The sequence below is a fragment of the Gloeomargarita sp. genome, from assembly GCF_053491055.1.
In genome coordinates this window covers 1-12514 of the sequence record NZ_JBRCEP010000076.1, presented here as the reverse complement: position 1 = coordinate 12514, position 12514 = coordinate 1, and the positions used below count along the sequence as shown (strand labels likewise).

At 55.8% G+C, this 12514-nt stretch carries 9 protein-coding genes, 3 pseudogenes and 1 riboswitch; of the genes and pseudogenes, 7 read left to right on the top strand and 5 right to left on the bottom strand.

Annotated features, from left to right (window positions below; translation table 11 throughout):
- Both ACWISF_RS08565 and ACWISF_RS08560 read left to right on the top strand, forming a co-directional pair.
- Positions 1–399, top strand: a pseudogene (locus ACWISF_RS08565) (transposase); the annotation flags it as partial.
- 115 nt (positions 400–514) lie between these two features.
- Positions 515–763, top strand: a pseudogene (locus ACWISF_RS08560) (transposase); the annotation flags it as partial.
- On the opposite strand, the gene ACWISF_RS08555 reads toward ACWISF_RS08560, so the two are convergent.
- A complete protein-coding gene (locus ACWISF_RS08555) occupies positions 748–1146 on the bottom strand; it encodes a hypothetical protein (RefSeq protein WP_448381167.1) in 399 nt (132 codons plus the stop codon). The pseudogene ACWISF_RS08560 and the gene ACWISF_RS08555 sit on opposite strands and share 16 nt — an antisense overlap.
- 223 nt (positions 1147–1369) lie before the next feature.
- On the opposite strand from ACWISF_RS08555, the gene ACWISF_RS08550 reads away from it, so the two are divergent.
- Complete coding sequence (locus ACWISF_RS08550) at positions 1370–2539, top strand: lipid-A-disaccharide synthase-related protein (RefSeq protein WP_448381166.1); 1170 nt, start codon at positions 1370–1372, stop codon at positions 2537–2539.
- Here ACWISF_RS08550 and ACWISF_RS08545 read toward each other — a convergent pair.
- Entirely contained in the window at positions 2536–3225 is a 690-nt protein-coding gene (locus ACWISF_RS08545; protein WP_448381165.1) for a zinc metallopeptidase, read from the bottom strand. The genes ACWISF_RS08550 and ACWISF_RS08545 overlap by 4 nt on opposite strands.
- 680 nt (positions 3226–3905) lie before the next feature.
- On the opposite strand from ACWISF_RS08545, the gene chlG reads away from it, so the two are divergent.
- Together chlG and ACWISF_RS08535 are read left to right on the top strand one after the other, a co-directional pair.
- Positions 3906–4862: a chlorophyll synthase ChlG gene (gene chlG / locus ACWISF_RS08540; protein ID WP_448381164.1), complete on the top strand. Its 957-nt coding sequence runs from the start codon at positions 3906–3908 to the stop codon at positions 4860–4862.
- A gap of 23 nt (positions 4863–4885) precedes the next feature.
- Positions 4886–5650, top strand: a complete 765-nt coding sequence (locus ACWISF_RS08535) for a biotin--[acetyl-CoA-carboxylase] ligase (protein ID WP_448381163.1) — start codon at positions 4886–4888, stop codon at positions 5648–5650.
- Here the strand turns inward: ACWISF_RS08535 and uca are convergent.
- The 3 genes from uca to ACWISF_RS08520 form a co-directional block, all read right to left on the bottom strand.
- A complete protein-coding gene (gene uca / locus ACWISF_RS08530; RefSeq protein WP_448381162.1) occupies positions 5630–9220 on the bottom strand; it encodes an urea carboxylase in 3591 nt (1196 codons plus the stop codon). The genes ACWISF_RS08535 and uca overlap by 21 nt on opposite strands.
- Positions 9220–9861, bottom strand: a complete 642-nt coding sequence (locus tag ACWISF_RS08525; protein WP_448381168.1) for an urea amidolyase associated protein UAAP2 — start codon at positions 9859–9861, stop codon at positions 9220–9222. Before ACWISF_RS08525 ends, uca begins: the two co-directional genes overlap by 1 nt.
- Positions 9862–9930: 69 nt before the next feature.
- Positions 9931–10710 (bottom strand): urea amidolyase associated protein UAAP1, encoded by a 780-nt coding sequence (locus tag ACWISF_RS08520; protein ID WP_448381161.1) that lies wholly within the window; start codon positions 10708–10710, stop codon positions 9931–9933.
- A gap of 83 nt (positions 10711–10793) precedes the next feature.
- Positions 10794–10906, bottom strand: a riboswitch (guanidine-I (ykkC/yxkD leader).
- A 287-nt stretch (positions 10907–11193) separates the two neighbouring features.
- Between ACWISF_RS08520 and ACWISF_RS08515 the strand changes: the two genes are divergently transcribed.
- Together ACWISF_RS08515 and ACWISF_RS08510 are read left to right on the top strand one after the other, a co-directional pair.
- Positions 11194–12264 (top strand): ABC transporter substrate-binding protein, encoded by a 1071-nt coding sequence (locus tag ACWISF_RS08515; protein ID WP_448381160.1) that lies wholly within the window; start codon positions 11194–11196, stop codon positions 12262–12264.
- Positions 12230–12514: pseudogene (locus tag ACWISF_RS08510) on the top strand (ABC transporter permease); the annotation flags it as partial. The gene ACWISF_RS08515 and the pseudogene ACWISF_RS08510, both read left to right, overlap by 35 nt.

Genomic DNA, 12514 nt, shown 5'->3' with positions numbered 1-12514 from the left:
GTCACGATACACAATTTCTTGAAAAAGCAAGGAATGACTCTAAAAAAAGACTTACCGCAGCGCGAGAGTCCAAGAAGAGGAGGTGCAAAGAGAACGACGAGCTTATCGTCAAAAAGTCAGGGATATTCCAGCGGAGGATTTGATTACCCTCGACCAGACAGGGGTGTGGGAGGGAATGGAACGGGGAGTAGCTCGGAGTTTACGGGGTCAAAGAGCTTATCATTATCGTCAGAGATACAAGGGGGAGAAGCATACGGTTATTGGAGCTATTTCCCTGAGAGGAGTAGTTGGCTGTCGTGTCATCAAGGGTGGGATGAAGAAAGGGGATTTTTGGAGTTTTTGCGAAGCGAGTTATGTCCGAAGCTAGAGGCGAGGAAGGTGGTGATTATGGACAATTTATAGTCATTTCAAACAAGTTTGCAACATTCGCCTTTACCTGCAAACCCTGTCCTGGAAGGGGATACAGCCATGACCAGTGCCTCAAAGTGTTGCATTTTCTTGTGAAACGACTATAAATATTCATCGGAGTCGGGAAGTTGAGGAATTAATTAGGGGGACAGGAGCGCGAATCCGATACCTACCTGTGTATGCACCGGAATTGAATCCGATTGAGATGATGTGGTCGGTGTTGAAGCACTTTATTCGGCAGTTTTCCAGAGTTGGGAAGTATCACATGGAGCAGATAGTGGAGACTTCTTTACTACTGATTAATCCATCCTGCTTCCAAAGTTGGTTTGCTAAGTGTTGCTACTGTACCCCTTGATTCTTTAACAGGCTGTAGTTTTCCAGCCAGGTAATCCACTGCTTAAGGAGGTCTAACAGCGCTTGCCGACAGGGCAGGTGGAGTTTGAACCAGCGGCCCAGCAGGTGCAGTAGCTGAGATTGAAGCATCTGCCTTTCGATTTGTACGACCAAATCGGGAGACATGATGATGGAGGATTGCTTTTGGACGGGCTGGTCTTCAGTTGACACGCCCACCGCCTCAAGTCGGGGGATGCTGATGCAGTCCACCAACGGACGCGCCAAGGCGTGGTCAAGACACCCCGAGACGGTTCCTTGCCACCACGTCGCCAGGTTCCGCTTACTTACGCGCGCACCGTCCGGGTCGTTCACCGGGGTAATTGGCAGGCGATTCCAGTCGCTCAAGGACTACGTCCCGCTAACGCGAGCGGGCTTTTCCACCCCGAGCTACCAAGCTATAGCTAAGCATACAAAGGTTGACATGATCATAGGCGCTGGGCGTAGCCCCACAATGGCGTCGCCATGAATCTTCAGGCGACAACCTTAACCTACCTAGCTACAGCAAGCGTATAGCGTCCGTATGGGCTTTGGTATAAATGGGAGGGAAACGCAGAACCGTCCGGGCGCGTTGATGACCAGAATTTTGTTTCTCAGCAATGGGCATGGGGAGGATGTGAATGCCAGTTTGGTGGCGCAGGCCTGTCGCCAGTGGGGGGCGCACGTGTGGGGGTTGCCGTTGGTGGGTAGCGGGCAGGCGTACCAGCGCGCCGAAATTCCGGTGATTGCGCCCACCCGGAATCTGCCGTCGGGGGGGATGGTGTATATGCATCCCTGGCTCCTGGTGCGAGATGTGTTGGCAGGGTTGGCGACCTTGACCTGGCAACAGTGGCAGGCGATGCGACGGGTGGCTCCCACCTGTGACCTGCTGGTGGCAGTGGGGGATGGGGTGCCCTTGAGTTTTGCCCGGCTGTCGGGACGCCCCTATGCCGCATTTCTGGTTTCCACCTCCAGCTACTACGAAGGCACACTGAAACTGCCAGGGCTGACCTGGTGGGGCTTGACCTCGCCCCGTTGCCTGCAGGTGTTTACGCGGGATGCCCTGACAGCACACCAGTTACAAAAGCGGGGCCTACACCAAGCCCTGTTTGCCGGTTATCCCATCATGGACGGGTTGATACCGACCGGGCAACCGTTGCCGGTTGACCCTCACCGGCCCGTGATTGCCCTCTTGCCGGGGAGTCGCTTCCCGGAAGCCGAGCACAATCTGCTGCTTTTGTTAGGTTTTTGTCAATACCTGTTTGCCCGCTATCCCCAGGCGCAGGTGTGGGCAGCGCTGGTGTCGGATTTTACGGATGAATTGCTGACGCAACTGGCCCAAAAACGGGGCTGGCAGTATCAGGCGGGGCAATTGCGTTGTTCTGCGGGGGTGGTGCATTGCGCGCAGCAGCGGTTTGCCGATATTCTCCACGCAAGCCACGTGGTCGTAGGCATGGCCGGTACTGCCATTGAGCAGGCGGTGGGTCTGGGTAAGCCTGTGATTCAGATTCCTGGGCGGGGTCCCCAATTTACCTATCGGTTTGCCGAAGCGCAGATGCGGTTACTCGGGTGTTCCGTCCGAACCGTAGGGCGAGGGCCAGCCGGGGAAGCCGAATTGCGTCTTGCTGCCGCCTGGGTACAAGAAATCCTAGGCAATCCCGCCTATTGCCAGGAATGCCAACGCAATGGGCAAGAGCGCGTCAATCGCGGGGGGGGTGCCTGGGGGATTGCCCAGGAACTCCGGCGGTTGGTGGCTCCCTAGTCGCGGCGGCGATCGCCCAGCAACAGCAGGACATAATACAGCAGGTTCATGATCGCTTGCACCGCAGCCGCCACATAGGTCCAGGCCGCAGCATCTAACACCGCATTCACGCCAGTCATCTCTTGGGGCGCGAGAATGCCTTCGGCCACCAGCAGTTTTTTGGCACGGTTGCTGGCATCAAATTCCACCGGCAATGTAATGAGGGCAAACAGGGCAGCCAGGCCGAATAGGGCCACACCAACCCAGGCCAGTACCCGCAGTGCGTTAAACACAAAGCCGACGAAAAAGAGGATCGGCCCCAACCAACTGCCAACTACTACCCCCGGCACAATGGCCGAACGAAACTGGAGCGGCACATAGTCCTCGGCGTGTTGCAGGGCATGGCCCGCTTCGTGCGCCGCCACCCCTACCGCCGCCACCGTTGCCCCATCATAGACCGTAGGACTCAGGCGCAATTCCCGGGTCATGGGGTTGTAATGGTCGCTCAGAAAACCATCTACCCGCTCCACCCGCACACTGTGCAGCCCATAGCGGTCCAAAAGCAGCCGCGCCGCCCGCGCACCGGTCATGCGGGTTCCCACCTGGCTATAGGTGGCAAAAGCAGATTGCACCCGCCACTGTGCCCATATCCCCAGCAACAAAGCCGGTAGGGACAGCAACAAATACAACGGGTCAACGTAAAACATCGTCGTTCAGTGCCTTAGAGACTATTTAATTTTTATGTTAAAACAACAGCCGGCACTGCGCAGTGAGGATACCCGTCCTTCCGTGTGGGTATCTATGCGAAACCGACCTGGAATCGGATGGACAAACACTCCTACTAGCTTGTAATTTTCGGCAGTTAATACCGAGTTATGTAATCATAAAAAAACCAACCCAAAAACTGCAAGAAAAAGAACACAGTCTTTTCTTTCATTATAGTGTGCAGATGAACCATGGAACCTATGGCCATTCAAGCTATCACCACCTAGAAGTGTTGAATCTTAAGATTTTGAGGATTGGTGCCAGAATGTGCATCTAACCTAATGATACAACGCATTGTCTTTAGGGCATGAATTCTCATTTATAACAAAAGATTGTCTCATCGAGCATTTTGCCGGACGCGAATTGATGAACTTTTGTTGCAGAGTTCCACACTACTGCTCACCACCTTCTTTTCATCATCCTATTTTCACAAATTCTAAAAAATGGCGACTTTGGATGGTCAAACCCGTCCCCTGCCAAAAGTTTTTGGGTCGTTGCACACAGAATTTGCTGGAATCTCCGAAAATGGATGGCAAGATTTGCACACGAGTGAACTTTCACTCTGGTTCCAACTAAGTCGCAATCGTCTATAATTAATAAGTCAAGCTATCTCCACCAAGCCATGAGCGAAGCAGAAAGCCAAGCCCAAGTGCGGCAAATTCTGGGCATGAAGGGGGCGCAGGTGCAAAACCTCCCGAAATGGCGGTTGCGTTTGCAGTTGATGAAACCCATCACCTGGATTCCCTTGATTTGGGGGGTGTTGTGTGGCAGTGCCTCATCAGGCGGATTTGAATGGCGGTGGGTGGACATTCTACAGGTATTGACCTGTATGCTTTTGTCGGGGCCTTTGATGACGGGTTACACGCAAACTTTGAATGATTTTTATGACCGGGAAATTGATGCGATTAATGAACCCTACCGCCCCATTCCTTCGGGAGCCATTCCTCTAGGCGAAGTTATTGCCCAAATTTGGTTTTTGTTGTTGGCTGGTCTGGGGGTAGCCTGGTTTTTGGATATTTGGTCAGGGCATTCTTGGCCGGTGATCACCACGATTGCTGTAATTGGGGCGGTGTTGGCGTTTGCCTACTCGGCTCCCCCCCTGAAGTTGAAACAGAATGGTTGGCTGGGCAACTACGCTTTGGGGGCGAGTTATATTGCCCTCCCCTGGTGGGCGGGGCATGCCCTGTTCGGGACGCTCAATCCCACTATTGTTGTCCTGACGCTGTTCTACAGCTTGGCAGGGTTGGGGATTGCGGTGGTCAATGATTTTAAGAGTATGGAGGGGGATCGGAAGTTGGGTTTGGCTTCATTGCCGGTGCAATTTGGGGTCAAAACAGCAGCCTGGATCAGTGTGGTGATGATTGATTTATTTCAAGTTGGGGTGGCGGTGTATTTGATGGCGATTGGCCAGCAACTTTATGCCACGCTGTTGTTGCTTTTGGTGATTCCCCAAATCACGTTCCAAGATATGTATTTTTTGCGTGATCCCCTGGCCAATGATGTAAAATACCAGGCAAGTGCTCAACCCTTTTTTGTGCTGGGCATGTTGGTGGTGGGGTTGGCGCTGGGACGAGTTTAGCTGGTCCGCCGGGAAGTCACACAATGTCTTTGCCCCCTTGGTTGCACTGGCTGGCAGCATGTCCCAGTACCAATACGTGGGCATTACAATCGCTGGATAGATTGACCTCAGGAGATGTGGTCTATACCCCCCGACAGACCGCAGGACGAGGGCAACAGGAACGGCCTTGGTATGCGCCACCGGGAGTTTTAACCGCTTCCTTTGTCCTGCAACCACTTGCCCCTTCAGAATTGCCCTGGTTGAGTTTGGCAGCAGGATTGGCGGTGATCCATGCAGTGGAAGATTTGATGACTTTGCCTGCCCTGGCCTTGGGCATCAAATGGCCGAACGATGTGTTGCTCTGGGGACGCAAGGTGGCGGGGGTGCTGTGCGAAGCTCGGTTTCCCAAAGCGGTGGTTGGGGTGGGGCTGAATCGGCAGGTGGATTGGCCAAAGGCTTTGGCAACCGGTGCGATGGATTTATCCCCGGCCCAGGTAGCAAGTCTGTCGGAAGTGAGCGCACCGCCAGAAGTGATGCCCTTGGTGACAAAATTGCGCGATTACCTGTTGCAGGCTCATGGGGTGATCCGGCAAAAAGGCTTGACCGGGCTTTTGCCCCAACTGCGCCAGCGGGATGTGCTCTCCGGTTGTCCTTTGGTTGTCCAGACACCTGAGGGGCCGGTCTGCGGGGTGGGCGCAGGAATTGACACCTGGGGGCGACTCCAGGTGCAACGGGCCGATGGAACCGTGCAAGCTTTGGCCGCCGGGCGGGTGGTGCGCTGGGAGCCTTCACGCCGCTGGGATGAGTAAAAGCACGATTTGTCCCGCCGTCACGGCTTGCCCGGGTTGACAGAGAATCTGGGCAACGGTGCCATCTAGGGGGCTGAGTACCGCAATTTCGGTTTTCATCGCTTCGATAATCATCAACTTTTCCTCGGCATGAACCTGCGCTTGCGGGGTGACTACTACCTGCCAAACTGTGCCGCTGACTTCCGCCCGCACCGCCACCTGCCCTGGGGGGATGGGAATTTCCGGCGCCTCTAGCGGGGCTGTTACCGCTTCCGTATCCGGTCGGTCAAATTCCCCAGCCGCCACCCACCGTTCCCGCTCTGCTTGAAAGGCGTTTTGTTGTTGAGTTTTGAAAGCCTGAATGGATGCGGCATTTTCCTGTAGAAACCGTTGATAGTCCCCTAAATGAAACGTTTCTTCCTGAATGTCTAATTTCACCCGCCCATAGGTCACATCCTCCCGGTAGCGCTGGAGTTCTGCGGCAGTGACCGGGAAAAAGCGAATTTGGTCAAAAAACCGCAACAGCCAGGGCTGGGTAAAATCGGCAGTTCGATAATAGCGATTCCACACAGGCACCGTGCGCCCCACCAACTGATACCCCCCTGGTCCTTCCATACCGTAAATGCACAGATACGCCCCACCAATGCCCACCGCATTCTCCGGCGTCCAGGTGCGGGCAGGGTTGTATTTGGTTGTGACCAGCCGATGTCGGGGGTCAAGCGGGGTTGCCACCGGCGCCCCCAGATACACATCCCCCAATCCCAGCACCAAGTAACTCGCCCCAAACACAATGTCATACACCTGCTGGATGTCCGCCAAGCCATTCACCCGCCGGATAAATTCCAAATTGCTCGGGCACCAAGGGGCATCCGGGCGCACCGACTGCATATATTTGGCAATTGCAAGCTGGATCGATTCATCATTCCAAGACAGGGGTAAATGCACAATGCGGGTAGCCACGGTCATCTGCGCCACGTCAGGTAATTCGGCTTCCGCCGTTGCTAATATATCCAAAAGTTCAGAACGGGGCAGTCGCTGGTTATCGTAATGCACTTGTAAAGAACGGATTCCGGGGGTGAGGTCAATAATGCCGGGAATCTTTTGCGCTTGCAACCAGGTCATCAACCCATGCACCCGAAACCGCAGGGTCAAATCCAAAGTTAACGGCCCGTATTCGATCAATATATATTTGTCCCCCGCCTGTCGGTAGGTCACCCCCACCGGATGGGCATCCGTCACCCGCTTGAGCACTGGTTCCGTAACCACCGGTACGGCGGGGATAGAGGGTAGGGGCGTCAGGCGAGCCAATTCCTGTTCCTGTCGCTGTTCCCAAGCACGGGCAGTCGGTTCATCCATCGGGAAAAATCGCACCCGGTCCCCCGGCTTCAACTGCCCGATTTTCCACAGTTCTGCCTGCACAATCGTCGCCGGACAGACAAACCCCCCCAAACTCGGCCCGTCGTACCCCAAAATGATCGGCATATCCCCGGTAAAGTCAATCGTGCCGATGGCATAGGCGTTGTCGTGGATATTGGAAGGGTGCAGACCCGCTTCCCCCCCATCCGGTCTGGCCCAGGTGGGCGCCGGGCCAATCAGCCGAATCCCTGTGCGGGCCGAATTGTGATGCACCACCCAGGCATGGCTCAACAGCATCTCCATATCCTGCGGGGTAAAAAAGTCCGGCGCCCCGTGGGGACCCACCATCACGCCGATTTCCCATGTATCCGTGTATTGGGGAATTAAGTCCGGGGGCAAAGTGGCTGGTTGATCCTGCCCATCCCAGGGTGTCAGCGGCAGCACATCCCCCGCCCGCAACGCCCTACCACCATGCCCGCCAAATTGTCCCAGGGTAAAGGTCGCCCGACTGCCCAGATACTCCGGTACCGGCAGCCCCCCCTGCACCGTAATATAGGTGCGACACCCTGCCCCCTGTACTGCCTTCAGGGTCAACACACTCCCGGCCCGCACCGTCACCGTTTGCCAGTAGGGAACCGGCTCGCCGTCCAGGGTCGCAGGCATCATCGCTCCGGTCAGGCAAATGCGGGTAGGGGCATTAAAGCGCAGGGTCGGCCCCGCCATCGTACATTCTAGCCCGGCGGCCCCCAGGGGATTGCCCAGCAGACGATTGCCCCAGCGAAACGCCAGGTGGTCCATCGGCCCGGAAGGCGGTACCCCCACATCCCAATACCCCAACCGCCCCGGATAGTCCTGCACGGTAGTAAACGTACCAGGTGCCAACACATCGATGGTCTGCGGGTGATAGGTGAATTGGGAGAGCCACTGGGTACTCACCTCGCCCCGCTGAAACACTGGGTCTGCCAAAACCTGTTGCAGGTACTCCAAATTGGTGGCAATCCCCGCCAGGGTGGTTTGGGCTAAAACGGTTTGTAATTTATCAATCGCCTCTGTCCGGTTTGCCCCATGCACAATGGCTTTCGCCAACAGGGGGTCGTAGAACGGGGTCACCTCCGTCCCAGGGCGAATCCAGGCATCCCACCGGGCACCCTCGGCTAAATGCACATGGGTCAGCACCCCGGCGCTAGGCTGGTAGTTTTTGTGGGGGTCTTCGGCATAAATCCGGGCTTGGATGGCATGACCCCGGGGCTGGTGGCGATAGCGGTCGAAAAAATCCCGTTCCCCGGCGGCCAAACGCACCATCCATTCCACCAAATCCATGCCGCAGACCAACTCGGTGACCCCATGCTCCACCTGCAAGCGGGTATTGACTTCGAGGAAATAAAATTCCCCCGTCGCCCCATCCACAATAAATTCCACCGTGCCCGCCGACTGGTACTGCACCGCTTCCCCCAACCGTTGCGCCGCCTGGTAGAGTCCCTGCCGCACCGATTCCGCTAACCCTGGCGCTGGCGTTTCCTCGATCACCTTCTGGTTGCGCCGCTGGCTGGAACAATCCCGCTCCCCTAGGGTCAACACCCGCCCCTGCCCATCCCCAAAAATCTGCACCTCCACATGGCGGGCCAGGGGGATGTATTTTTCCACAAACACCCCCCCATCCCGGAAATTCGCCTGGCTCAACCGTTGCACCTGCGCATAGGCCGCCGCCAATTCCTCCGCATTCTCACACCGCCGCATCCCAATTCCCCCGCCCCCCGCCGTACTTTTCAGCATCACCGGATAGCCGATCTGGTCTGCCGCCGCCTGCGCCTCGGTGAGACTATTTAATAAAGGTGTGCCGGGCACCAAGGGAATCCCCTGACGGGCCGCTAGATCACGGGCAAGGTGCTTGCGACCAAACTGGCGAATGTGTTCCGGCTTGGGTCCGATAAACACCAGCCCCCGTTGGGCACAGGCACTAGCAAAATCCGCATTTTCGCTGAGAAACCCGTACCCCGGATGAATCGCCGCCGCCCCCGCCTGCACCGCCAGGTCCAACACCCGCTCCCCCTGCAGATAACTCTCGCTGGCCAGGGTCCCCCCCAACGCTAGCGCTTCCGTCGCCGCCTCTACGTGGGGACTGTGCCGATCCGGTTCCGAATAAACCGCCACACTGGCAATCCCCAGCCGGTTTAAGGTGCGGATAATCCGCAGGGCAATCTCCCCCCGATTGGCGACCAGGACTTTGGCAAACATCAGCCCGCCGCATCCCAAATCAGCAACCGCACCGGCGTTGGGTTGTAGGCATTACAGGGATTGTTGATCTGGGGACAGTTAGAAATCAACACCAGCACATCCATCTCCGCCCGCAAATCCACGTACTTCCCCGCTTCAGAAATCCCGTCTACGATTTCCAAGCGGCCATCTGCCCCCACCGGCACATTCATAAAGAAATTGATATTACTCACCAAATCCCGCTTGTGCATCCCGTACTTGCTCAACTCCAGCAGGTAATTTTCCACGCAGGCGTGCAGGTGCTTCTTATGCAACCCGTAGCGCACCGAATTGCTCTCCATACTGCACGCACCCCCCAGGGTATCGTGACGACCACAGGTATCAGTCAGCACCGTCATCAGCACATTGCCCACATTGGACAACAACTGCGTCCCCGCCGTGATAAAGATATTTCCCTGGCGCACCACCGTATCCGGCGCACTGTAGCGCTCCGAGGTATCGGCGGCATTGTAAATCAGGGTGTCCACCGCCTGATTCCCCTCCACATCCACAATCCGTAAAATCTGCCCCTTGTACACCACCTTCGACCAGGGCTGGCGGGCAGGCAATTGGTAGTCGTAAATCGCTTTGGCGGGGTCCAAAGTCGGGGTCGCCATCGTCATCGTCGCCATACCGTTTGTACCTCCTGAAAAAAAAGTTACTGCAAACATTAGTACAAAAAATTACATGCCCTAGAGAGCGTAATTGGGGGCCAGCGGTCGTTGCCGCCACCAGGTATCCGTGTTGATGAATCCCCGCACCACCTCCTCGTTGGCCGTGCGACAGGGGTCATCAGCCGTCGGTTCCGGGGAACGCCACACCGTCAGTTGGATGGGTTGCGGTCGGTACACCGTATCCGGGTGCAGGACATGGGGACAGTTGGCAATCACCACCAGCACATTCATTTCCGCCCGCAAATCCACGTAAGCACCCGGTTTGGCCGCCGCTGCATCGTACTGCAAATCCCCCGTCGGTGTCACCGTCACCCGGCTAAAGAAATTCACATTGGGCATCAAATCCCGGCGGGACATCCCCCACTTCCCCAACGCCCGCAAAAACTGGTCCTGGGCATTGTGAAAATCCTGGCGACCGTGAATGTCTGTGCCGATTCCCCCATGCCCGTACTTGGCCCGATTGGTCGCCGCCGTACTGCAGCCGCAGATCAGGTCATGGCCGTTGGACGTATCCGCCGTGATGGAAAACAAAATCCGCCCCATATCCGAATACAGCACCATCCCCTGGCGCAAAAAGGCGTTGAATTGGATTTTGGCCGTATCCGCCACATTCAGACGCTCCATCGGGCGGTCTGCATTGTAGGCCAGCATCGCCACCCCCTGCGACCCCCCCAAATCCGTGATCCGTAGGGTCTGCCAGCGGGGAATCACCCCATGCCAATAGCCTCCCCCCGGCACCTTCTCCGACCAAACCACCAATTCCGCGGGAATGTCTATCTCGCACGCCGTTGCCACCATACCTGCACCTCCTGTTTTGGGTTACCAAACGACACAGCCCAGGAGATGATGCGACCTAGCCTGCCTCTCAGACTAACCGCACGACCTCCCGGGCTTTTATCCCGCCGTGTAACCGCACCCCCTGGGGCAACGGCCTGCTTCTCTTGGACCAGCCACAGCAGTCACCACCGCTGCCGGAACCCTAGAAGCTCTCCTGCTAGCTGCTAAACCCATCCTAGCTCACCCCCTCCAAAAAACAGTTACTTTTGTTACTTTTTACAAAAATTTACAATCCGTTAGTTTGTTTTTTTCCTATGTATGCGCCGCAACTTTTGTACAAAAAAATTGTATCCCAAGATACTGTTTTTCCTGATTTGGTTTGGGGATGCTTAAGTAGTACAGGGGGCGTTGGTTTTTGAGGGTGAAATCCTCACGATTTCCCAATCCTTTCCCTGGTGATGAACGGTTCGGTTCCGGTTCATTTTTTAGGAGTTTACCGGTGGCATGAGATGGCAATCCCACGTCTGGAAAGGGCTGTTGTTTGTGGTGGCAATCCTATTCACCGTAAGTTGTGTCCGTCCTGCAGTGCGCAATGAAAGTCCTACCGTGCGCCTGGGTTTTAGTGCCTGGCCGGGCTGGTTTCCCTGGCAGGTCGCCCAGGAAAAAGGAATTTTTACCGCCCAAAATGTGCAGGTAGATTTGAAGTGGTTTGATAGCTATTTGGACTCGATTAATGCCCTGACAGCCCAACAATTAGAAGCGAATTCCCAGACCCTCAATGACACAATTAGTGCCGTAGCGGGTGGTGCGGATCAAGTGATTGTTTTGGTGAATGATAATTCGACGGGCAATGACAAAATTATCGTCCGGGAAGGGATTAATACCATTGCGGATTTGAAGGGGAAAAAAGTGGCTGCCGAAGAGGGCACAGTGGATCATTTTCTCCTGTTGTTGGGGATGGAACAAGCGGGACTAAAGCCTTCGGATATTACCTTTGTGCCCTTGGAAACGGGGAAAGCCGCCACCGCCTTTGTCGCCGGACAGGTGGATGCGGTAGGGGTGTTTGCGCCCTTTACCACCCAAGCCTTGAAACGTCCGGGCAGTAAGGAATTATTCAGTTCCAAGGATTTTCCGGGGGCGATTTCTGACCATTTGGTGTTTACCCGGAGCTTTGTGAATGAGCATCCCGAACAGGTGCAACAAGTAGTGGATGCCTGGTTTGCGACGACGAAATTTTTGGAAACCAATCCTGAGGAAGCCACTGCCATTATGGCGAAAAAAGCCAATGTTTCAGTGGAAGAATACAAACAATATGCGGCGGGTACCCGGATTTTTACGGTGCAGGAAAATATCGCCGCTTTTCAACCCGGCAATGATATGTCCTCGTTACCTTTTGCGGCGAAGAAAATCAGTGCCTTTTTAACGCAAGTCGGTTTGGCGAAAACCCAACCGGATTTGAGCAAATTGTTCGACGACCGGTTTGTGAAAGCCTATGCCGCCCGTGCCCAAGCCCAAATGTCCCCCGTTCCAGTGACTTCCCATGACCGATCCCCAACGTTCCCAGCCCCTGCGTGACCAGTTACAGCCCCGGCAGTTGCGCCCGTCGGTGTTTTGGCGGCTTGCTGAGGACATTCCCCACCGATTGTACTGGCGGTTGGTCACCCTCTCGATCCTGTTGCCCCTGATGGGGTGGGGCTTGGTGACCTGGGTGGGGGCGGTTGACCCCAAATTTTTGCCCTCACCGGGACAAGTTGTGCAAGCTGCCATGCGCCTGGGGCGTTCGGGGGAGTTGTGGCGGGATACCTGGGCGAGTGTGGGGCGGGTG

Coding starts and splice junctions, on each gene's coding strand:
- uca (WP_448381162.1), bottom strand. CDS start 9,220: ATGTTTGCCAAAGTCCTGGTCGCCAATCGGGGGGAGATTGCCCTGCGG.
- ACWISF_RS08520 (WP_448381161.1), bottom strand. CDS start 10,710: ATGGTGGCAACGGCGTGCGAGATAGACATTCCCGCGGAATTGGTGGTT.
- ACWISF_RS08515 (WP_448381160.1), top strand. CDS start 11,194: ATGAGATGGCAATCCCACGTCTGGAAAGGGCTGTTGTTTGTGGTGGCA.
- chlG (WP_448381164.1), top strand. CDS start 3,906: ATGAGCGAAGCAGAAAGCCAAGCCCAAGTGCGGCAAATTCTGGGCATG.
- ACWISF_RS08525 (WP_448381168.1), bottom strand. CDS start 9,861: ATGACGATGGCGACCCCGACTTTGGACCCCGCCAAAGCGATTTACGAC.
- ACWISF_RS08535 (WP_448381163.1), top strand. CDS start 4,886: ATGTCTTTGCCCCCTTGGTTGCACTGGCTGGCAGCATGTCCCAGTACC.
- ACWISF_RS08545 (WP_448381165.1), bottom strand. CDS start 3,225: ATGTTTTACGTTGACCCGTTGTATTTGTTGCTGTCCCTACCGGCTTTG.